Source organism: Nocardia abscessus (assembly GCF_015477775.1).
GTDB classification, from domain to species: Bacteria; Actinomycetota; Actinomycetes; order Mycobacteriales; family Mycobacteriaceae; genus Nocardia; species Nocardia abscessus_A.
In genome coordinates, this window is record NZ_JADLQO010000018.1 from 104,842 (window position 1) to 126,113 (window position 21,272).

A 21,272-nucleotide genomic window follows, 5' to 3' on the forward strand; every position below is an offset into this window, starting at 1 on the left:
GGTTCGGCTCAGCTCGCTTGCAGCGCCCCGTCGACAAGGGCCGCGACCAGCGTCGAGGCAGCGGATACGCTCGCCTGGCGACCAGCGACGATGTCCGCGTACAGAATCGACTCACCCAGCCTGACCACCCCGTACGCGAGGGTGTCCAGATCGACCAGCGGACGCAGGCCGGCCGCGTCGACGTCTCGCTCGAGCAGTTGCCGCACAGCGGCGACCATCCGCGGCTGCATCGCACCCATCGGGTCGGTCAGGGCCCGGATCGCGGTCACCGGCTCCTCGGCCAGCAACTTCTGCAGGCTGGGGTCTCTACCGCTTCGGGCCCCGTGATCGGTCATGATCCACACGCTGCGCAGCCCGCCGTCGTGATCGCGCACCCGGTCCCCCCAGGACTGCCGCCAACGTCCGGCCGATGTGGCCAGGCTTCGCTCGGCCAGCCACCAGAGCGCCTCACTCAAGAGCTGATCGCGGTTGCCGGCCCGGCGGAACAAGGTGGCTCGAGAAATATGCAACTCGGCCGCCAGCGTGCCGAGATCGAGACGTTGTCCCGCCACGATGGACGCGACCGCACGCTGAACGATGTCATCCTTGGCCACCGGCATGTCCCCTACCGTATGCCGACGTCGCCGCTCGACGGGGGTCGCTCCGGATGCGCTCGATATCGGCGACGATTCGGTCGACCGTTTCGGCAGCACATCGGCGGTTGTCGCCGACGCCTCCGTGGGCGCCCCGCTTGGCCCAGCCCACCACGTACAGTCCGTCGATCGATGCACCGGTGTCAGGCGAGACAACTCTGCCGCGACGGTTGGACACGACTCCGTCCTCCGCGAACGGAACTCCCGCCACCGCGGTGGAGGCGAAGCCCGTCGCGTTGACGACCGAATCGGCGGTGAATGTTCGCTTCGCGGTGGTTTCCAGCCGGATTCGACCGCCGACGGAATGCAGTGACGTGACCTCGTTACCGAACCACAGGGTGACCGGGAGTTTGCGAGTATCAACGGTCGGCCTCCGATCTTCGGCCAGCTCGGCGAACAGCCGCTGCACCGGATCGGCGGACCCGACGTCAGGCGGTGCCCCGTCGCGGGCAATGGTCAGGTCGATGTCCAGTTCGGTCAGTTCGTGCAGAGCCGACATGGTGAAAGACGGGCGCCGGACAGACGATCGAGCGACCACAGCCACCTGTGCGATCGGCTCCCCGGCGCGGGTGACGATGCGCCGCCTGGCGATAGCCGCCGCCACATCCAACGCGACGTTGCCGCCTCCCACGATCAGGGCCTTCGGACCTCTCAGCAGCCGTGCCTGCGTGCCGTGCCGGACGGCGTCGTTCGCCGCGGACAGCAGAGTTATCGCCTGATGCATCCCGGGAATTCGCGGTACCCCGATCGCCCGCGACCTCGAGGCTCCGAAAGCGAGGACAACCACATCGAACTCTCGCTGGAGAGCAGCGATCGAGACGTCGGCGCCCACACGGACGTTCATCCGCGTCTCGACCCTGTCGTCGGAGAACGGAATATCGAAAAGGCGGACCATATCTCGGATTCCCTGGTGATTCCAGGACACTGCCGTACGCAGCAGCCCTCCGACCTCGGCTTGCTGTTCGAAGACGGTGATCCGAATCGAGCTGGATCGTTGCAGCAGCTCTCGCACCGTGTACATGGCGGCCGCTCCAGCGCCGACGACAGCGAGCCGCAGTGGCCTGTCGGCCTGCGGGAATGCCCGCGGAAGACCGAGACGCACCGGGCCGCGCTGCCGTGCCGTAGGAAGATCGGCGAAGAAATCGCGAGTACGCCGGGCGTACAACCGCTCCGAACCGGAGAGCGCGCTGTCCGGTCGGATGGCTCCCGCCGGGCAGGCTTGGACACATGCCGAGCAGTCGATGCAGGCGCCCGGGTCGATGTACAGGTGTTCGACGGTGTCGAATTCCGGTTCCGCGGGCGTCGGACGGATGCAGTTCTGGGGGCACACCTGGATGCAAGAAGCATCTTTGCAGCAATGCCCGAGGATGACGTGGGTCATGAACGTCCGTTCAGAGAAGGTTCGACTTGCGATAGATCCACCGCGCGAACCCGTTCAGCAGATCTTCTTCGTCCAAGAAGGCCACCAGCGGTGCCGCGGCGCGCCGGAACATCATGCGGTGATGTTCGTTGCGGCCGATTTCCGCGCTGACGGACCGCCATTGCAAGCCGAGGCCGCTGTATATCCGTCGATTGATCAACCCTTTGGCAATGAGATGCGCGCCGACTGCGATGAGTACTGCACTGAGATAACGTCGCGTCCGAGATGCCCGCACCAGAGTGTCTCGGATTCTCTGGCGCGCAAACGCCATATGCCGCGATTCTTCGACTACATGCACGTAGGAGGTGCGACGCACCGTCTCCGCGACCCGGTCGTCAGCCATCCAGTCTCGTTGCATGACATCGAAGATCTCCTCACCGGCCAGCACGATCGCGTAGGCGATCTCGTCCCACGCGAAGTTCCGGAACAACCAGCCGGTGAAGATGAGCGAGCGATCCAGGGGGTGGCGTCGCACCTCCAGCCGATGAATCGCGTCGGCGAACATGAGCGAGTGCAAATTCTCGTCGGCGCATTCGTTGAACAGGAATTTCACGTCCGGCCGGGTCGGATCGGCGCTGTGATTGCGGCGCAGCAGGACGATTTGCAGTGCGACTTCGAGCCAGATCGCCACGCTCAGAAAGTGGGCCGCCTCGGATCTGGTGAGCTCCCTCCTGACGGCTTCCGGCATGCGCGTCCAGGTCGGCGTGCCGAAAAGCGGAGACCACTCGGGAGTCATTCCGTAACGATCATGATCTACCTCGTCGACATCGATTCCGCGCAGATCGAACGAGAGGCGTTGCGCCGAACGGAGGAGGTCCTCGTACATACGCGCGGAATTCTCAGGCACAGCCACCGCAACACCCTCCACTGGTGATGGCCCGAACCTTCAGCACCGCAGCGAGGCGGATGTACCGGGATGCACGCATATCTCCTCCGTTTCGGCTGGTTCGCGGGTCAGCTCGCGCAATTGCCTTGGGCAGGTTGACCGGCCAGCCTGCGCCCCAGCCAATCCAGCGCCGCGTTTCCGCCGAGCGCGGCAGCGACGATATGGTCGGCGGCCGGAAGGGCATGCCATTCGACCACATTGCCGAGCCGGCACCAATCGGAACGAACTTGTACGCCGAATTCGAAGGACACGATGTCATCGTTCACCCCGTGGAACAGGTAGATCGGGTAGCCCGGCGCCCGTGTGCCCAACCGGTCTGCCGCCAGGCGCGCCTGCCACTCGGGCGTCTCGATCGGATCACGTGTCAGCATCCGGTCCAGTGATTTGCCTTGACCGGCCATCAGATTGTCCAGGACACAGCCGGTCCGGACCTTTTGCGCGAAGCTGCGCCCCTCGTCGGTCAGATAGGAATCGAGCTGCAGCTCGGGGTAAGCCGCATCGTGACCGATAGCGATCATGAAATACGCAGCCGGATTGCCGAGCCTGCCCTGTTGCTTCAGGGCGTCCGTAAGGGTGTCGGCCGGAACCCCGCCTGCGACCACAGCCTTGATGTGAAGTTCGGGCGCATATTCCTCGGACAGCTCGGCGGCCCATGAGCTGGCGTGACCGCCTTGCGAGTACCCGACTATTCCCACCGGAGAAGCCGCGGTGACCCCCCGCGCGTTGGCTTCCGGCAATCGTTCGGCTGCCCGAGCCGCATCCAGGACCGCAGTACCCTCGGCACGTCCGACGAGGTAGGTGTGGTCTCCGGGAGTTCCCAAGCCCTGATAGTCGGTGACCACGACCGCCCAGCCTTTCTCCAGAATCCCACTGATCTCCCGCGGACCGCCCGTGGCCGACGGCGCGCACTGATCGCCGATTCCCACCGTCCCCACGGCGTATGTCACCAACGGACGCGTCCCCGCGCGGCCGTCTCTCGGAATGAGGATCCTGCCGGAGACGACATTCGGCTGCCCCAGCGCGTCGGTCGAGCGGTAGTGAATCTTCCAAGCGTCGACCGGGGCAGGCACGCCGGGAAAGAGATCGAACGTGGACGGCTCGACACGGACCACATCTCCGGCCAGGCCCGCAACGTCCGGATCCTCGGAGCGAGCGATACCTGCGCCGGCCAACGGGCTGGCCATCAGCACGGCCGTGACCGCGGCCGTCGTCAACCGTTGCCCGAGCGGCTTCCGCAGCCGGGGGAGGATGGACTTCATTGTTCTCCTCGAATCTTGTTGCATGACAGGATGTTCGATCCGTAACGACCTACCGGGGTGCTGGACACCTCACTTGTCGACGGAATACGCTCATGAAACACTTCGTCACTCTGTTTCACAATCCTTGATTTATCCGAGCGAGAGTGGTATATGCAGTTCGCTTCCACCAACACCGCCCATCCCGCGCGCCGGAGAGGCCTTGACTCGCCCGAGAGAAGGGCATATAGCTATATGAACCCGACGTCACATTCAATTCTGGGACGTCGCGCCTGTAGTGGCACTCGGCCACCGTCTACCCGCGGCTTTCTGCCGCGAAGAACCGAAAGAGAAGACCATGGACGTCACAAATCGTGCACTGATGACAGCGGCGGCCTTGGTCGCGGCCGGCACGCTCACCGCCGCAACCGCCCACGCCGAACCTCCGGCCGTAGATCAAGCCCCCCAGGTGCACTACACCGCGTCGGTCGACGGTGACACGGCGGTGATCACCGTGGACCCGTCCAGCGAGTTGAGCGCGGACGGCGCGATATTCCAGATCCGCACCGCCTCGGGGCAGGTGCTGGCCGGAGTTCCACTGGAACTACACGTCGACGACATCGCCTTCCCCATCGATGTCACCCTCACCGGCAACACCGCCCGGCTGACTCCCAGCCTGGACATCGCGCGAGCACAGTACCGGCCCATCACGCAATCGGTTGCAGGGCAAGTCTCTTCCGAACGTGAGCAAGACGCCTTGGCGCGTGTCGGCTCGACCCTCGCCAAGGGCGTCGGCATCGCAGGAGTACTCGGCGCTGCGGGCGCGGGTGTCATCGGCTGCCTGCTGGGCGGAATCGCCGGGGCGGTCGCGACCGCCCCGCTGGCGATGATGCTCGGCGCAGGCCCCGTTATCGGATGCCTGATCGGCGCGGTTTCATTCGCCCCGACGGGAGCTGTCACCGGCGTTCTCCGTGCCGCGGTCCCCGTGGCAATCCCCGCGTTCCTCGAGTACTTCACCACGGTCAACACCTGAGCACCGGTGCCACTGCTCGCCTGAACAGCTCGTCCCGCCTCCATCGCGCTACCGCGCCCGCGAGACGGTGGTATTCGGGCGCCACCCGTCTCACCACATGCGCATTAGATGTCCAGCACGTTGCCGGTGCTGTTGCTCGACTTCCCGCGGGTCGCGGGCGAAAGGGTTGATATGGAAACAATCGTCTCGACAACGAGCGGAAAGATACGGGGCTTCACCCGGCGGAATGTCGGCACATTCCTCGGCATACCGTATGCGGCAGCACCGGTCGGCCCGGCGCGGTTCGAGCTGCCCAAGCCCGTGCCGATGTGGTCCGGGGTGCGCGACGCCGTCGAGTACGGGCCCGATTGCGCGCAGACACCCTATCCACCACCGATCGCGGCGCTCTTCGGCAGCGAATGCGCTCCCGGCGACGACTGTTTACATCTGAATGTCTGGACGCCCGATCCCGGTGGCCGCGGGCTGCCGGTACTGGTCTGGATTCACGGAGGCAGCTTCACCCGCGGCTCCAACGCACGGGCCCTGTACGACGGCAGCGCCTTCGCACGCGATGGCGTGGTCCTGGTCTCGCTGAACTACCGACTGGGCATCTCCGGCTTCGCCGCCGTGCCGGGCACGCCGCTCAATCGCGGCCTGCACGATCAAATCTCGGCGCTGCGCTGGATACAGGACAACATCGAGGCCTTCGGCGGCGATCCCGGCAATGTCACGATCTTCGGGGAGTCGGCAGGTGGAATGAGCGTGATGACATTGCTCGCCTCCCCACCAGCCCGCGGCCTGTTCCAGCGCGCGATCGTGCAGAGCGCCAACGGCTCCGCGGTCACTACCGCCGCCGATGCGGGCAAAGTCGCGGAACGACTCGCCGCCGAGCTCGGAATAGCGCCAATCGCGGAGGAGTTCGGTCGGGTCGACACGAAACAGCTGTGTGCGGCACAAGACGCGATCGACCGTGATCTCATGAGGGATCCGGACCCCGCACGATGGGGGAACTCCGTCGTCGTCAACGGCCTGGGCCTCATGGGCTTCCTGCCCGTCGTCGACGGTGAGCTGATTCCTGCCCCACCACTGGAAGCCATGGTCAACGAGCCGAGTCGAGCGGTGCCGATCCTCGCGGGCTGGAACACCGAGGAGTTCCGGTTGTTCACCATCCCGACCGGAGTCGCCGCGGGCATAAGCTACGACACGTTGCCGACAATCCTGTCGCGCTCCGGCATACCCCCACAGGTCACCGCGGCCTACGGCGCCAACCGGCCGCAAGCGTCGGCCGCCGACGTCTTCGCCGCCGTACTGACCGACTCGGCCTTCCGCAACGATTCGGTCCGCGTCGCGGAAACTACCGCCGCCACGGGGGTTCCCGCGTATCTGTACGAATTCGCCTGGCGGTCGGGCATCCAAAGCCTCGGCGCATGCCACGCCCTCGAGATACCTTTCGTATTCGACCAGCTTTCGAAAGCGCATACGTTGACCGGCCCCAATCCGCCCCAGCACTTGGCCGACGAAATGCACCGCGCATGGGTCGACTTCGCCGATCACGGCGACCCTGGCTGGCAGCGCTTCGATCCCGGCACCAAGCTCGTACACACCTTCGACTCGCCGCAGTCACGTGACGTAAGTGATCCACGCGGTGACGAGTTGCGCGCCCTGCGTGAATCTCGCGCGAGCCGGTGACCCTCGTCGCCCTCTCCTCAGTCTGGTACCGGGAAGGAATTCGATGAAGTTTTCGCGGACAGCGGTCGCCGGGGTCGTGGCGGCTGTCGTCACCGGGGTGGTGTCGAGTGCGGGTCCGGCTCATGCGGATGCGTGGAGTGACCAGGTTCTCGCCTCCCACGATCAGGCGCGCGGGCAATACGGCGCGCCCTCGCTGACATGGAACTCCGCTCTGTACGCCGACACGGTCGCGTGGGCGAAGGCCTGTAGGTTCGAGCATTCGGACCCGCAAGGGCGATATGGCGAAAACCTCTACGCCGCCGGGAACATGGACGCCGGCATCGATGACGCGGTGACGGCGTGGATGCAGGAGGCCTCCCAGTACGACTACGCCAATCCGACGTTCTCCATGGGAACCGGTCATTTCACTCAGGTCGTGTGGAAGTCCACCACCCAGGTCACCGCGGCTGTCGTCGACTGTCCGGCGGGCACCATCTTCCCGGGATATCCGGCCAGATTTTTCGTTGCCCGTTACACCCCACCCGGTAACCAGCTGGGGCAGTTCGAGCAGAACGTGGGCCGCCACGTGTGAACAGGATGCATCGCCACCCGTCGTCAGACTTCGGGCGGGTTGCGCACCCGTTCCTGTGTCCCCGGCACGGTCGTCGTCCGAACGCGAGGTGATGCACGAGCCGTAGCGGGCGTGTCGTGACACAGGGCAAATCGGTGGCGAGGCTCCGTATGGGTAGCGAGTATGTACCGATGCCGCATTCATCTGAGGGTCAGAATGTTTCGTCGAATATGGAACCTGAGAGCATGAAGGCCCGCCCTCGAAGGGTTCGTGTGGTTCGAGCGGGCCTGCCATCACCGTGTGGGGTCCACATTCGACGTCGCGCCGCGGTCGAATCGGGCCCTGGTCGGCCTCCAAGCCGCTACGGTCCGAGGTGGGTGCGGGGTGCCCGCCCCCTGGGGGCACTCCCACCCACCCGGGGGGTGGGCGCCCTCCACCCCCCGGGGCCCCCGAGGGGGCTTGTGCGGGAACGTGAGTCCGGGCGGGGCCTGATCAGCTGATCAGGCCGGTACCCCGACCAGTCCCCACGCTTCGACCGCGTCGCGGGAGTACCAATGCCCCGTCCATTCCCGCCCGGAATCCAAGGCCTCATAGAACTCCTCGTCATCGGGCAGCGCCGGGCCGTGGGCGTAGACGATTCCAGGGCTGTCGCCGTGGAAGCGGCGGGCGCGCTCGACCGCGCGAGCGGAGCGCTCCGCCACATACGCCCGGTGGGTGATCAACCACTCCTCGCTCGTGCGACCATCCGGGCCGCCGTAGTCGAGGGGGTAATGCATCTGATACTCCAGCCGCGCCACCTGCTCACCGGCGTGCTCGTACACCCACACGATCCACCCGGGAACCTCCGGCTGCGCAGCCAGCGCACGGGCAGCGAATCCACCACGCGCGATCGGGCTTTCCGAATCGCCGTGCGCCGCCGCCGTGACACCGGCGACTGCGGCGGAGTCGATGCCGCTCCATACCCGGTCTTTCCGATGCCTACCTCCCATAGCCGATAACTCTAATTCCCCGCACCGACACAGACGACGGTTCGCTCGAAGTTGGCCCGTGACCAGCCGATCCTCGGATGCGAAGTGGGGCGACCAGCACGTAGGCGAGAAGTGAAAGCCCGCTGTCCGAACCCGCTTTCACGACAGCTGACGGAAAGAACGGCCAGGCTGTCGCGCCGACGTGCTTCTCGGCCATAGAGCACGCGATCCCCACGACGACGCGGGCGCACTTCTAACCTCGTCGAGTGCACTTGGAACTGATCGCCGTAGTCGTCGCGGAGTACGACCCCGCCATCGACTTCTTCGTGAATACTCTCGGCTTCGAACTGGTCGAGGACGTCCCGTCGATGACCAACGACGGACGTCCGAAACGATGGGTCGTCGTTCGCCCGCCCGGCGCGCAGACCGGGATCTTGCTCGCCCGCGCCGACGGCACCCGCCAGCTCGCTGCCATCGGTGACCAGACGGCAGGCCGCGTCGGATTCTTCCTTCGCGTGGACGACTTCGAGCAGGCATACCGGCGGATGACCGCGGCGAACGTCGAATTCGTGACCCGGCCGCGCACCGAGCCCTACGGCAGGGTCGCCGTCTTCCTCGACATCGCAGGCAACCGCTGGGACCTTCTCGGCCCCGTCGACAACCCGGCCGCCGATGCCGGGGAAAGACGATAGTCCCAGGTCGCAATAGTCTTGCTCCACCGACAGCGGCCGGCGCTGCCTTCGGCGAGCCCGGGCTCGAGAGTGACGCATGAGCCGATCGCGTCGACTGCCGGCTCCACCTCGCTGAAGGGCATCAGCCATCCGAAGTCTGGTGCAAGTAGGTGTCCGGCGCCGGCCGCTATCGTCGTTGCAGTCGTCCCTGTGGAAGGAAGGCCGGAGCTTGTCGCCCTCAACCATCAGTCGCCGCAGACTTCTCGGGGCGGCAGCGCTCTTACCGTTGGCCGGATGCGCGACGGAGAACCCACCACCCGCTTCCCCTGTCGCGCGGACCGACGACCACCACGCTCGGCTCAACGAGCTGGAACAGGAATTCGACGCGCGGTTGGGTGTGTACGCGCTCGCGACCGGCACCGGGACCACCATCGCTCATCGGGCGGACGAGCGATTCGCATTCTGCTCGACGTTCAAGACGCTGGCGGCGGCGGCCGTCTTGCACCGAAATCCGCTGACGCACCTGGAAACGGTCGTCACCTACACCGAAGACGATCTGCTGAAAAACGCCTCGATCACCCCGCGGCACGTGGCCACGGGGATGACGATCCGCCAGCTCTGTGACGCCGCCGTCCGCTACAGCGACGGCACGGCGGGCAACCTCCTTCTGCGGGACATCGGCGGACCCGCCCAGCTGACGGAGTATGTGCGCAGCCTCGGCGACATGGTCACCCGCATGGATCGCATCGAGCCGGCGATCACGGAAGCCACGCCCGGAGACCTCCGCGACACGACTTCCCCCCGCGCGTTCGGCACCGTGTACCAAAAGATCGTGCTAGGCGACGCGCTGCCCGCCGACAAGCGCGCTTTCCTCCGTGACCTTCTGGAGCGCAACGCGACTGCCGCAGGGGCGCAGCGCATCCGGGCGGGTGTGCCGCGAGGATGGACGGTAGCCGACAAGACAGGGACGGGCGACTACGGCACCCTCAACGACATAGCCATCGTGTGGCCCCCGGCCTCCGCGCCGGTCGTCATCGCGATCATGTCCAGCAAAGCCACCGCGGACGCCGCATACGACCAGGCTCTCATCGCCCAAGCCGCCGAATACGCAGTAGCCGAACTCACCTGACTGCTCACCACGTCTGTCGGACACTTGCGAACCGCCCGAGTGCCTGCGACTTCCGTGTGACTCGCAAGCGTTCGGTGGCGGCCCACCGCCGGTAGAGTTCGGTCGAGGGCATCGCCGAGCGCGAATCGGGCGTCGGGACTGGCATCGAGATGAGGAGGCTCCGATCGAGACATCGCGTGTGCGTGATGGGCATACCGAAGGCGGACAGGACACCACCACTGCACCGGGTTTCGCGGTCCTGACGGGAACAGTCCTCGGTGTCGCGGTTCTTTTGTGCGTCCACCTCGACTGGGCGCCGTTCGTCCAGAACCCGACCGGTCCCGACCAGCTCGTCGGCCTGTTGATCGGCGGGCTGCTGCTGAGCGTTTGCCTGCTGGTGTGGGCGATCAAGACGCTCTACTTGCTCGGCAGAGCGCGCCGGTGGTCATGGAAGGTCGCCGCGGTGCCGGTGGTCGTGCTCGCGGGCCTGGTGACCGGATTGGTTCTCCGGCCCGCCAGCTTCGACTCCGCACAGGAAGACGTCGCGGTCGCGATGCTGCGCGAGACCGGGCCGAGTACCCGCCGAGACCTGAGCTTCGGTGGGCTCGAGATCAGCTTGGTCGATGGGTTTGTCGGCTCCGCTGCCAGCGGATGGGTCTACTCCCCCGGGGCCGAGCCGGTGGCGACTGGCGATCGTCGGTTCGAGAAGTTGTCCGGAGACTGGTATTCGTTACCCCACCGTGCGCCCGCCGCGTTCACCGCCGATCCGCCTGCCTCGGTTGTCGCCGACGGATCCTGACAGTGCGCAAGATCGCGGGAACGAATCCGACCGCGATCGACACCGACGCCGCCATCACAGCCAGAGCCGTTGCGCGCCACGGCCACACGGGGCCGTCGAGTCGTAGGTGCCGGTCGGGATACTCGGTGAATTTCGCGGCGACCCTGGCCGTGGCGCGATCGGTATGCGCAGCCAGATCCCGCAGCAACGGGTCGAACGCGAACTCGCCAGGGCGGGGGTTCGCGCCGGGGCGGATCTCCCGATCGACCTGCGCGACGGTCAGAAGCGAGTGTGGTCGAGCCGCGCGCTCCCCAGGATCCGGCGCTGTTCGTGCCGCATCGGCGGACGCGCTCGGTGTCGCGGTGCCACCGAGCCCCCGGCTCGCCTACTCGCCCGCCGCCACGCCCGCCATGGTCAGCTGGAGGTAGGCGTCATCGATTTCGCCCTCGCCGAAAAACTCGGTGAGCGCGGCACGTACGATCTTTCCGCCCTCGGCGGCGTGCACCAGACCGAGCGCCGCCTCGCGAACCCGGGTGCCCGGTTCGTCCTCGACCAGCGCGGCGACGACGGCGGCGGTGTTCTCCCGGCTCCACACAGCGGGGACTGCCGGGGCGACGTCCACGGCGGCCGGTGCGGCTCCGCGATACCACCTGCCGCGATCCCACCAGTAGCAGAAGGACAGCAGGCCGGTGCCTGCGCGCGGGTTCAGCAGCGGATTCGCGACCCAGGCGGGTGCGCCCGCGTAGAGGTCCGGCATCGGCGCCCCGGCGTTGTAGACCGCGTCGAGAACGGGGTCGTTCCACACTCCGCCGGACAGGACGGCACGATCGCCGGGGACGATCCAGAGCGAGGACCCGCTGCGCTCGGCTCCCTCGAACAAGCCGAGCGCGGGCAGGACCCGCGGCCCCCACGGGGAACCGACCGCCACGAATGCCGCCGAGAGCACCGCCCAGCGCGCCACCAGTAACGGCAACGCGGGCAGACCGTCCTCCACCACCGCCGTGCCCGGCTCCGCCCGCGCCGCCGTCTCGGCGGGCCGCGACTGCCGGTCGGCATGCCCGATATGAGCGGCGAGCCACACCGGCAGCCGGTCGCGCGGGAATGCCTCGAGATCCGCTTGATAGACCTCGGCGGGGAAGAGGTGATCGTCGGGGAACGGTTCGTCGCCGAAGTCGTAGTCGGTCTGCACTTCACCGGACGCCGAGACCACGAGCAGATATCGCCACCAGGGCCCATCGGGCCGGGCGGCCGACGCCTCCCGATGCGTGCGGACCAGCGCGAGGACCTCCTCCGGCGGCACGATCTGGACCGGACGGCCCTGCTCGTCGGTGGCGACGACCGAGGCCAGCTCGGCCACGGCCGTCAGCACGAAGATCGCCTGGATCTCGTGGCTGCCCTGCGGCCCGAGCCCGGTCAGCAGCTCGGCGATCCGGCGGCTCGCCTCATCCGGGGGCTGTCCGCCCGCGGGCGGCTTCTCGGCAGCGGTCACGACGTGGCACCTCCTCGTTCGCGGCGCGAGGCTACCACCCGGTGGAGAACGAACGGTGTTGCCGACACCGGGTTTTCGCCTCCGGCCGATCGACCAATGCTGTGCGCGAGCAGAATTCGCTTGCGTGTCGATGAAGGTTCAACTTGTTGCGGTGTAATCCGATGACGTCGACCGCCGAGGAGGCGAGCTGTGGGGAGCAAGCCTAGAGGGCGCTTCGGAGCCACCACGGAGCCGCGGTGACCATCTACATGCCCGAGGGGTTGCAGTGGCTGGCCTGGGTGGCGGGCACGACCTGGCCGAAGGGCGACGAGGACGCCGCGTGGGCGGCCTCGGAGGCGTGGAAGACGGCAAGCAAGGAACTCGAGGCGCTGCTCGCAGGCATCGATGAGGCCGAGCAGGCCACCGTGGCGGCATACCCGCAAGGGGAAGGCGGCGCCGCGATGGGGGCCCGCTACGACGTCCTGCGCACCGGGGATCAATCCCTGGAGGCACTGGCGAAGCTGATGAGCACGGTCGGCGACAGCGCGTTCGACATGGGCACCGAGATCCAGGCGACCAAGATCACCGTCATCGTGACCCTGGCCTGGCTCGCCCTCGAGATCCTGTGGGCATGGCTGTTCCCACCGACCGCGCCCGCCGTGGAGGCGGCCGCGATCACCACGACCCGGTCCTTCCTCAAGGTGTTCGAGGACTTCGTCCAGAAGATCATCACGAATATCGCCGCCCGGCTCGGCGCACCGACGGTCAAGCGGCACTTCTGGACCCGCGCGGCGCAGCTGCGGCCGGTGCTGCCCACGGCGAAGGGGTACGGCGTCTACGGGGCGCGGGCGATCGAGGCCGCCGCCATCACCGGAACGATCAACGGTGCGGTGCAGGTTGGCCAGCTCGCGGCGGGCAAGCGCCGCCACTTCAACGGCGGTGAGTTCGGACTGTCCATTCTCGCCGGTGTCGCCGGTGTGATCCCCGGCCGCGAGTTCGGCCGGTATCTCGGGAAGGGCATCGACAAGGCGGCGGGTAAGAACCTGGACAACGTGTTCGGCCGGGTGGGCCGCGGTGTCGTGATCGGCGGCGCCTCCGGCGCCGTCGGCACCGCGTTCGGCAACGTGGCGGCGGGCGCGGTCACCGGTGACTGGTCGTCGTTCTCGTCCGGCGCGGGCTGGGTCGGCGGCATCGCTCGCGGTGGCCTGGTCGGCGGTGCGCGCGGCGGATTCGCCCTGGGAACTCCGATTCCCCCGGGGCGCGGGGACATCCGCTCCTACGTGTGGATGCCGAAACCGTCGACCGGCAACACCGGACGCCCACCGGTCCAGGACGGATCGTCCACCGGCACGGGTACCGGCCGGTCCGGGTCGACCACCGGCTCGTCGGCGAGCGTGCCCTCCGGGCGCGCGTCGCAGGCGGCGTCCACGGTCGCCGGTTCCACCGGTACTCCGGCGGGCCCAGCGCCGCACCCCACCGGCTCCACCTCCGGCGGCTCGCGCCCACCCTCCGGGGTCGTCGGCGGCGGCGTCGCGTCGACCCACTCGGGCCGCGACGACGGCGTCTCGTCCTCGGGCGGCTCGGGCCACACCGTGTACCACGACGCCACCAGCCAGTACAGCGGAGGCGGGCCGTCCTCCCGGCCCGCCACGCCCGACAGCGTCAGCACGGGATCGGGCCCGTCGGTGTACCACAGTGCGGTCAGCACCATTTCGAGTTCTTCTTCCTCGTCCGGGGGATCGGCGTCGGGCTACACCACCGGTTCCAGCGCGGGCCAGTCCGGCCAATTCACCGGCCGGCCGCCTACCTCTTGGGAGTCGTCGGTGGACGGCTGGGGCTCGACCGGAGGCCCGCCGCCCGGCAACACGGGATCGGGATTCCCCGGGGGAGCGCCGCTTCCACCCGTGCCCCACGGTCCGACGCTGCCCGCGACGCCCGCGCCCAGCGGGCACACGGCGCCACCACCTCCCCCCGGTGGTGGCCCGCGCCCCTCCGGCTCGCAGGTGACCGGTACGTCCGGCACACACGGGAACCCGATCGCCACCAGCGCCGACGAGCCGTTCCTCGGTGAGGGCAAGGACGTGCGCGGCAAGCCCCGCCCGAAGCAATGGCCCTCGGTGGAGCCGCTGCCCGGCCCCTTCACGCCACCTCCCGGCGGCGCTTCGCAGCCGAACGACTGGTTGCCCGGTGCTGCCTCCCCCGGTTCAGGCGCACAGGCCGGCGCCGCGGGGTCCGAGGAAGTCGATGTTCCTTTCACCCTCTAGACCGCTGATCGAAAGGAGTGCCATGGCCGCCGACCACGTGGAGGTCGACCCCCATAAGCTGCGCCGGGCCTCGGAGCTGACCGCGGAGTTGTCGACGAAGGTCACCGCGACCGCCGAGAAACTCCGGAACACTCTGGCGGGCATCGAATCCGACGCCACCACGATGCCGTGGGGAGACGACAAGCGGGGCAGGAAGTTCGCCCAGGGCGACAAGGGTTACCAGGCGGCGCGCAAGAACCTGCTCGCAGGCGCCACAGGCGCCGCGCAGACCTTGCACGACATGTCGGAGGGCCAGCGCGAGGCCGCGGACTCGCTGACCGGCACCGACCATGCCTCCGGCGGGCAGCTGGGGAAGTGAGCGGCACATGGTGAACGAACGCCTGCGCGCGGACATGGCGACAATGCTGGAGGGCCTCGGCGAGCAGTTCCGCGGGATCGCCGAATTGCAGAAGCAGCGCTCGCTGCTCACGGCCACGGTCACCGCGTGCGACAAGCGCATCGAGGTCACGGTCAACGCCGACGGCGTGCTGATCGCCACCAGATTCGCCGACGACGTCCTGGATCTGAGCCTCGAGGAGATCGCCGAGAACATCACGGCGGCCGTGCAGGCGGCGGCCGCCGAGGTCGCTGAGCGCGGTAGGGAACTGATGGCGCCGCTACTGGAACGCAGGAACGCGCTGCCGAAGCTCTCGGAGATCGTCGAAGGGGCCCCCGACCTGGGCGAGATGATCCCGACCGCGCCCGCCCCGCCCATGGCGCCGCCCGATCCGACCCGCTGGCCCGTCGATGATTCCGGCGCCACGGGACCGCGGTCGGTGGTCGCCGACAACGACGACTGACGCCTCGGCAGTGGACACCCGAAGGAGCCGGGCCCCGATCCCCGGCGGAGAAAGGTGACGATGGCCCTCGAACCGAAAACGTGGTCCGGACTGGAGAACCAGGCGAAAGCGGGATATCTGAAGTTCGATCCCGCCGACGCCCTGGCCGCGGCCAAGGCTTGCGCCGATCTGGTCGACGACCTGCTCGGGATGGCCGCCGCGGTGGCCGACCTGCGCCTGAACAACTTCGCGCCGATCGGCACGCTGACCTCCGGCGCCCAGCTGGCGATGGCGTTCACCACCAAGGGGACCCGCCTGCACACCATCCTGAACGACCACGCGAAGATCGTCACCGACATGGGCGAGACCTATATCGCCGCGGGCAAGTCGTACACGAAGACCGACGGAGTTTCCGGGGACACCTTCAAGGCGCTCAGCGCGCTGAAGATGCCGACCGAGGCGACACCCTACACCCCGGGCAAGAAGGCCCCCGGTGCGCCCGACGCCGAATTCGACAAGCCCAGCGGTGGTTTCACCTGGAAGGACAAGGACGGGCACATCCACGTCGAGAAGGCGAACGCCGAGAGCTTCCCCTCGTCATTGAAGGACTACCAGGGCGCGAAGGACACCGGCGTCACGGCCAACATCGAGAACAAGGACAGTCTCAGCTTCACCGAGTTGTACGAGCTGGGGCGCGATCTCGATCCGCAGCCGGTACTCGCCGCCGCGGGCACCTGGCACAGTCTGGCCAACGATCTGCTGGGCAAGCTGAACGGTTTCGTGTCCGTGATCTCCGCGGGTACCGAGGCATGGGAGGGGCAGGGCGCGACCGCGGCCGCCGAAGCGGTCCGCAGCTACGCCGACGGGGTTCAGCCGCTGATCACCTCCATGATCGCGATGAGCCAGAATCTGGACTACACGGCGCAGTGGCTGCATCTCACCAAACTGAGCATGCCAGCGACCTCGGATCCCGGTGACTGCTGCCCGGGCAGGGTCACCCGGCGGTACCGCGACGAATGGCAGAAGCATTACGGCGAGGGCATGAAGAACACGGTGTCGGTGATGCCGGTGGTGAACGGGCCGATCGCCGCACCACAGCCCTCCGGCGGCCAAGGGCAGAACCAGCCCGGCAACAACCAGAACAGCCCCGGGAACAACCCGAACGGCCAAGGCTCGCAGACGGGAACCGGTGGTGGGCAGTACCCCGGCTACGGAGACCATGGCAACGACGGCCAGACCCCCAGCGAGGACTATCAGGCCGGTTACCAGGAGGGTTACCGGGAGGGTCTGGAGGCCGGACAGGGCAACGGCGGCTCCGGATCCACCGGCGGCGGTACGGGCTCGGGCACCGGCGCTGGTCTGCCCGGTGACACCCAGACCGCGGGCGCCTCGCACGAGAGCGGTGGCGCCTCCCTGCCCCGCGGCTACGACGCCGCTTCCGCCGGAACCGGCGCGCAGTCGGGCGGCGGACCCGCCGGCAGTGGCTCCGGTTCCGGCCCCGCCGGACTGTTCGGCGGTTCCGTCGGGTCCCAGGGCAGCGCGGCGCCCGCGCGTTCGTCCGGCGGGTCGGGAAGTTCCGCCTCTCCCCGGGGGAGCACGTCCTCCGGCGGGCAGCCCGAATCCTCCGCGGGCGGCAGTATGCCCGATGTTCCCTCCCTCGGCTCGGTCCCGTTGCCGCGCATGTCCTCCGGATCGGGTGGCTCGCCCGGCGGGACGCCGTCGAAAGCGAGCGGCACGGCTCCCGGCGCGGGCACGGCGTCGCTCGAGGACGCGCTGGCACGGGCCACGGGCACGGACCCCGCACAGGTGCGGTCGGTGCTCGACAATCTCCCCGGCCTGCTGAACGAGGACACCCTGTCGCAACTCACCGGGTTGCCGCCGGAGCAGGTGCGCTCGATCCTGGACAGCATTCCGGACGTCGTCGACGAGAACGCGCTGTCGAAACTCAGCGGTGTGGACCCGGCGGGGGTGCGCTCGGTCCTGGAGAACCTTCCCAACGCACTCGACGAGCAGGCGCTCGCTGCGGCGACCCGCACGGACGGGCCGTCAGCCGCCGGAGCCGGTCTCGCACCGCGAGACTCGGCATCGGCGGCGGGTGCCGCGGGCGCGCAAGGCGCCGGTTCGCTCGCCTCCGCGGGCCGGGATCTGCTCGGGCAGGTGGGGAAGGCGCTCACCCAGGGTCTCGAGGCGCTCACCCAGCTCGGGAGCACGCTGCCGGGTGCGGAGAAACTGCAGGAGCTGTTGCGGCAGTTCGATCCGAATGCGCTGGCGGCCGGGGCCGGGCACGGTCCCGTCGAGCCCGCGGGTGCGGGTGGCTCGGGACCCGGGCCGGGCGGCGTGGGAACCGGAGTGGAGGCCGGGCTGTCGGAACATCCGACCCAGCAATCCCGTGCCGCGCACCTGTTCCCGCGCGCGTCGCTGCCCGGCGCCGAAGCGCCGATCTATCCCGCCGCGGCGGCCGGTGCGCACCAGGACGGTGTGCCCGCCGGCGCGCCCATGATGGGAGCGCCAGGCGCCGCCGCGGGCGGCGCCGGACAGGGCAACACCGCCCACAAGCCCGCGAGGTTCCTGCAGTCGAAGACCCATCTCGACGACGCCATCGGGGCGGTGCCCGATCGGGTGAAGCCGGTGATCGACTCGTGAGCGCGACCTGGGAATTCACCGATCTGGAATTCAACCTGCTGTGCGAGGAGGTTCGGCAGGGTGAGCTACCCGCCCCGTTCGTCTTCACCAGCCGCACCCGGCTCGCGGCGGACTACGAGCTGGAGAAGGCCCAGATCCGGCAGCAGCTGCGGCAACGGCTCGACCACGATCTGGACGCCATGGCCGGCGCGCTCGCCAAACCCGACGTCTTCGTCGTCGCGCACGCTTGGAACGACCAGGATTTCGGCAACCCCGAAGCGCGCACCCGGGTGCACGCGGTCCGGCACCGAGCGCGCGGCTATGTGATCACCCAGCGGCCTGGCGAAACACTGGCGCACAGCGGCGGATTCGACGCCGCCGAGTGCGACCCGCACGCCTTGGCCGACACCGTGGTGGGACTGCTTCCCCGCTGCGGAGCGGGCCGCCTCGACGACATCCGCCTCTCGCTCCCGGCTGGTGAACCGGAGCCCGAGCGCGAGCGCAGGGCCACGATCTCCGACAACGACGACGATCCCGACGACGACGCGCACCGTAGCGCCGCGTTCTTCGATGCCCCCGCCGTCAGCACCGGAATCGTCAAGGTGCTGCAGGGCCGCTCGAAGTACGGACCTCGCGGACGTATCGAAGCGGGCCTGCTGTGGCGGGACCTCCCCGACGACGGACGCTACGTGATGCCCCTGGATCACCCGGCCCCGGTCGCCACCGCCATGGGCAGCGACCGGCTGACCCTGTGGGTGCGCGACCGGATCGAGGAGATCCTGTCGCGGATGGATTCGCACATGGAAACCGAGGAGTGATCCGCCACGGCGTCGCCGTCGCACCCGCGTCGGCTCAGCGATCGGTGCGTCCGATCGGGCCGTGGATCTGGCGGGCCACCGCACGGAACCAGCCCGAGTCGTACCGGCCGTCCTCGGCCTCGAAGGCGGGCCGGAGTTCGTACCAGCGCAGGCCCGGCCGGCGATGGTGCATGCCGTGCAGGTTGAAGCTCAGGGCCAGGATCTCCAGTGGCGCGGGCAGTTCCAGGTTCAGCGCCTCGAGCGGCTCGTCGAGGTCGGTGCCGTAGTGGTACGCGTTGTCCGACAGCGAGACGATCACGGCGCGCCCGGCCAACGCCGCGAGCAGCATCCACCAGTGCGCACCGTAGGCGGCGAACGCCGCGCCGTGCAGCACCGTGATCGCGGCCGCGTCGACGCGCAACTGCCGCAGCACCTCCCCCTGCGCGACGCGCTCGAGCAGCGGCCCCGCCACCGTCTCCGGACCGTCCACCGTCCGGGCGAGGCGGCGCACCGCCGCGGCGGGCAGCACCGCCAGCACGACGGCCGCGACCTCGAGTAGATACAGTCCGCCGAACAGCCGCAGGTAGTACCCGGGCGCGGCCTTCGCCCAACTGGAGGTCGCCGGGTCGTAGATCTCGGCCCGCTCACGGGTCCGGCTGTAGCGGTGGTGCAGCAGGTGACCGGCTTTGAGCAACGCGAACGGCGAGCCGTACAGCACGGCGAGCACACGTCCGTTCCGGTCGTTGCGGGCGCGCCGACGGTGTAGATTGCCGTGCACGGCCTCGTGGATCACCGACCAGAGCGTCGTCGTCAGCAGCGCCGACGGCAGCAGTACCCAACCCCAAGCACGGTCGCGGGGCAACAGCAGCAGCGGTAGCGCGAAGAGCTGGAAAAGACCGAGCGCCAGCACTCCGGCGGTCAACCACGATCCGATCCGCCGGTCGTCGTCGCGGCGCCGCGCGCGGACGGCGTTGCCGGTGCGCCGTTGGGTCATCTCGCCCTCGATCACCTCTCCGGTCTTCCTCCGGAAACCGAGCGTGCCCGATCCGCCCCACGAACACCCCTACACACGCTGTCGCGCCCCTTACGTCCGCGCAACGAAACGGTGATGTGGCAGAACAACGCACGGGTTTCACGGGTGGCAGGGGCTGATCGGCGCACCGAGGCGAGGACACCGGCTCATACTCTCGGCTAGGCGGACGGCCGAGGCGGACGTTCCTGATCGTTTCGACGCGGTGAACTACGCCGAGGCCGAGATCGTAACCATCTGTCCCGCAGTTCCAGACTGATCTCCGGCGTGTAGTCGGCGGCGTACACCGACATGTAGACGGCAGTCACGCCGAAGTAGCCGAGCAGGAAGAATGCCGGGCTGAGCCCCACCTGGATATCGAAATCGCAGACCACGACAGCGACCAGCAGCGCACCGAGGTACTTGTGGAAGAAGCCGAGAGTCTTGTCGGTCTCGGTCGTCTCAGGTGGGCGTGAGTGGCGTCCGCTTCGATCCGCCCGATGACCACGAGGGCGAGCACGATTAGCAGAAGGAGCCAGTTGTGCCGGAGGGGGATCCAGTCTGCTCGGCCGGTTCTGTTGAAGATCGCACCTCCGAAGATCTCCAGATCGGGGAGATCGGCCCGCACCCCCGATGGCCAATCGGAATCGTCGCCGAGTTCCTGCCCGCTATTCGCCGGAAGCGTCACGATGGCGGCGTACACCGAGATGAAGATGACAGTCGGATATACCAAGAGCTGCAAGGGATTGAACTTGAAGTCTCTCTGCAGGCGCTGCATCTCGAGCGCGCTTCGCCGGGCGATCCGGAGATTCCCGTGTGATTCGCTGAATGGCCGGCTGCAATGTCGACATCAGCACTCGGGTCTGGAACAACGAAACCCGGACAGGGAGCAGCACGGCGGCGAAGACGCCGCCGGCGAGGAGGACGGCCAGCGGCCACGCCGCGACCAATGGCAATGAGACACCGTCGAGCACTCGGACGGCGAAGGCAAGGATTCTGCGCCAACAGCCGGTCGCCCACTCGTTGTTCGTCACCGCAACGACCGACGGCACCAGAACCGCGTACGCGACGAATGCGGCAGCGGCCTGCTTGGCGTTGCGCAGGCCTTGCACAAGCTTCGGAACACCGACAACCGCCACCACCAGACTGAGGATCCCGGCAAGCCAGCTGACTTTCTCGACTGCGTCCCACACGTCGCGCTCCTCACCCAGCGTGACTCACCGCAGACAACGGAAGTGATGCGGCGATCGACAGTTGTATCGTGCCTGACGCTGTGCCACGGTGGGGGCTATGTCCCATTTTTTTGCAACGCTCGCGCGACGGCCGTTGCGGGATTCAAGATCGC

At 68.0% G+C, this 21,272-nt stretch carries 19 protein-coding genes; 11 read left to right on the plus strand and 8 right to left on the minus strand.

Translation table 11 applies throughout. The features are described 5' to 3' along the window. Positions 1-8: 8 nt before the first annotated feature. The 4 genes from IU450_RS33175 to IU450_RS33190 form a co-directional block, all read right to left on the minus strand. Entirely contained in the window at positions 9-599 is a 591-nt protein-coding gene (locus tag IU450_RS33175) for a QsdR family transcriptional regulator (RefSeq protein WP_195153657.1), read from the minus strand. Beyond that, the gene (locus IU450_RS33180; RefSeq protein ID WP_195153658.1) at positions 580-2,013 is read right to left on the minus strand and encodes an FAD-dependent oxidoreductase; all 1,434 of its coding nucleotides are present in this window, start codon (positions 2,011-2,013) and stop codon (positions 580-582) included. Before IU450_RS33180 ends, IU450_RS33175 begins: the two co-directional genes overlap by 20 nt. A gap of 10 nt (positions 2,014-2,023) precedes the next feature. Further along, complete coding sequence (locus tag IU450_RS33185) at positions 2,024-2,905, minus strand: diiron oxygenase (protein ID WP_324197918.1); 882 nt, start codon at positions 2,903-2,905, stop codon at positions 2,024-2,026. 101 nt (positions 2,906-3,006) lie between these two features. After that, complete coding sequence (locus tag IU450_RS33190) at positions 3,007-4,197, minus strand: lipase family protein (protein WP_195153659.1); 1,191 nt, start codon at positions 4,195-4,197, stop codon at positions 3,007-3,009. A 334-nt stretch (positions 4,198-4,531) separates the two neighbouring features. Here IU450_RS33190 and IU450_RS33195 point away from each other — a divergent pair, with 334 nt between their 5' ends. The 3 genes from IU450_RS33195 (at position 4,532) to IU450_RS33205 (ending at position 7,445) form a co-directional block, all read left to right on the plus strand. Further along, positions 4,532-5,206 carry a hypothetical protein gene (locus tag IU450_RS33195; RefSeq protein ID WP_195153660.1) on the plus strand — a complete coding sequence of 225 codons (675 nt, stop codon included), beginning with the start codon at positions 4,532-4,534 and terminating at the stop codon, positions 5,204-5,206. Positions 5,207-5,377: 171 nt separating this feature from the next. Next, complete coding sequence (locus IU450_RS33200) at positions 5,378-6,874, plus strand: carboxylesterase family protein (protein WP_195153748.1); 1,497 nt, start codon at positions 5,378-5,380, stop codon at positions 6,872-6,874. Between the two features lie 43 nt (positions 6,875-6,917). Continuing rightward, positions 6,918-7,445: a CAP family protein gene (locus IU450_RS33205; protein WP_195153661.1), complete on the plus strand. Its 528-nt coding sequence runs from the start codon at positions 6,918-6,920 to the stop codon at positions 7,443-7,445. 479 nt (positions 7,446-7,924) lie between these two features. On the opposite strand, the gene IU450_RS33210 is transcribed toward IU450_RS33205, so the two are convergent. Then, on the minus strand, positions 7,925-8,413 hold the full coding sequence (locus IU450_RS33210) for a hypothetical protein (protein WP_195153662.1): 489 nt from the start codon (positions 8,411-8,413) through the stop codon (positions 7,925-7,927). 245 nt (positions 8,414-8,658) lie between these two features. Here IU450_RS33210 and IU450_RS33215 point away from each other — a divergent pair, with 245 nt between their 5' ends. The 3 genes from IU450_RS33215 to IU450_RS33225 all read left to right on the plus strand — a co-directional run bounded on the left by IU450_RS33215 (position 8,659) and on the right by IU450_RS33225 (position 10,970). Then, the gene (locus tag IU450_RS33215; protein WP_195153663.1) at positions 8,659-9,084 is read left to right on the plus strand and encodes a VOC family protein; all 426 of its coding nucleotides are present in this window, start codon (positions 8,659-8,661) and stop codon (positions 9,082-9,084) included. A gap of 208 nt (positions 9,085-9,292) precedes the next feature. Beyond that, positions 9,293-10,192, plus strand: a complete 900-nt coding sequence (gene bla / locus IU450_RS33220) for a class A beta-lactamase (protein WP_195153664.1) — start codon at positions 9,293-9,295, stop codon at positions 10,190-10,192. 178 nt (positions 10,193-10,370) lie between these two features. After that, on the plus strand, positions 10,371-10,970 hold the full coding sequence (locus IU450_RS33225) for a hypothetical protein (RefSeq protein ID WP_195153665.1): 600 nt from the start codon (positions 10,371-10,373) through the stop codon (positions 10,968-10,970). 364 nt (positions 10,971-11,334) lie between these two features. Here IU450_RS33225 and IU450_RS40700 read toward each other — a convergent pair whose 3' ends face one another. Then, entirely contained in the window at positions 11,335-12,438 is a 1,104-nt protein-coding gene (locus IU450_RS40700; RefSeq protein ID WP_195153666.1) for a hypothetical protein, read from the minus strand. 236 nt (positions 12,439-12,674) lie between these two features. Here IU450_RS40700 and IU450_RS33235 point away from each other — a divergent pair, with 236 nt between their 5' ends. The 5 genes from IU450_RS33235 to IU450_RS33255 are packed head-to-tail and all read left to right on the plus strand — an operon-like array spanning position 12,675 to position 18,939. Continuing rightward, the gene (locus IU450_RS33235) at positions 12,675-14,681 is read left to right on the plus strand and encodes a hypothetical protein (RefSeq protein ID WP_195153667.1); all 2,007 of its coding nucleotides are present in this window, start codon (positions 12,675-12,677) and stop codon (positions 14,679-14,681) included. A 22-nt stretch (positions 14,682-14,703) separates the two neighbouring features. Beyond that, positions 14,704-15,039: a hypothetical protein gene (locus tag IU450_RS33240; RefSeq protein ID WP_195153668.1), complete on the plus strand. Its 336-nt coding sequence runs from the start codon at positions 14,704-14,706 to the stop codon at positions 15,037-15,039. A gap of 7 nt (positions 15,040-15,046) precedes the next feature. Continuing rightward, complete coding sequence (locus tag IU450_RS33245; RefSeq protein WP_195153669.1) at positions 15,047-15,520, plus strand: YbaB/EbfC family nucleoid-associated protein; 474 nt, start codon at positions 15,047-15,049, stop codon at positions 15,518-15,520. 60 nt (positions 15,521-15,580) lie between these two features. Next, entirely contained in the window at positions 15,581-18,142 is a 2,562-nt protein-coding gene (locus tag IU450_RS33250; RefSeq protein ID WP_195153670.1) for a WXG100 family type VII secretion target, read from the plus strand. Continuing rightward, on the plus strand, positions 18,139-18,939 hold the full coding sequence (locus IU450_RS33255; RefSeq protein ID WP_195153671.1) for an ESX secretion-associated protein EspG: 801 nt from the start codon (positions 18,139-18,141) through the stop codon (positions 18,937-18,939). Before IU450_RS33250 ends, IU450_RS33255 begins: the two co-directional genes overlap by 4 nt. A 34-nt stretch (positions 18,940-18,973) precedes the next feature. Here IU450_RS33255 and IU450_RS33260 read toward each other — a convergent pair whose 3' ends face one another. Both IU450_RS33260 and IU450_RS33265 read right to left on the minus strand, forming a co-directional pair. After that, entirely contained in the window at positions 18,974-19,927 is a 954-nt protein-coding gene (locus tag IU450_RS33260) for a fatty acid desaturase (RefSeq protein ID WP_324197919.1), read from the minus strand. Between the two features lie 668 nt (positions 19,928-20,595). Beyond that, positions 20,596-21,120, minus strand: coding sequence for a hypothetical protein (locus tag IU450_RS33265; RefSeq protein WP_195153672.1), 525 nt, complete (start codon positions 21,118-21,120; stop codon positions 20,596-20,598). Positions 21,121-21,272 lie beyond the last annotated feature (152 nt).

What these genes read in the sequence shown, in the direction of transcription:
- IU450_RS33190 (WP_195153659.1), bottom strand. Translation starts at nt 4,197, where the DNA reads ATGAAGTCCATCCTCCCCCGGCTGCGGAAGCCGCTCGGGCAACGGTTG.
- IU450_RS33210 (WP_195153662.1), bottom strand. Translation starts at nt 8,413, where the DNA reads ATGGGAGGTAGGCATCGGAAAGACCGGGTATGGAGCGGCATCGACTCC.
- IU450_RS33205 (WP_195153661.1), top strand. Translation starts at nt 6,918, where the DNA reads ATGAAGTTTTCGCGGACAGCGGTCGCCGGGGTCGTGGCGGCTGTCGTC.
- IU450_RS33195 (WP_195153660.1), top strand. Translation starts at nt 4,532, where the DNA reads ATGGACGTCACAAATCGTGCACTGATGACAGCGGCGGCCTTGGTCGCG.
- IU450_RS33245 (WP_195153669.1), top strand. Translation starts at nt 15,047, where the DNA reads ATGGTGAACGAACGCCTGCGCGCGGACATGGCGACAATGCTGGAGGGC.
- IU450_RS33250 (WP_195153670.1), top strand. Translation starts at nt 15,581, where the DNA reads ATGGCCCTCGAACCGAAAACGTGGTCCGGACTGGAGAACCAGGCGAAA.
- IU450_RS33240 (WP_195153668.1), top strand. Translation starts at nt 14,704, where the DNA reads ATGGCCGCCGACCACGTGGAGGTCGACCCCCATAAGCTGCGCCGGGCC.
- IU450_RS33180 (WP_195153658.1), bottom strand. Translation starts at nt 2,013, where the DNA reads ATGACCCACGTCATCCTCGGGCATTGCTGCAAAGATGCTTCTTGCATC.
- IU450_RS33200 (WP_195153748.1), top strand. Translation starts at nt 5,378, where the DNA reads ATGGAAACAATCGTCTCGACAACGAGCGGAAAGATACGGGGCTTCACC.
- IU450_RS33175 (WP_195153657.1), bottom strand. Translation starts at nt 599, where the DNA reads ATGCCGGTGGCCAAGGATGACATCGTTCAGCGTGCGGTCGCGTCCATC.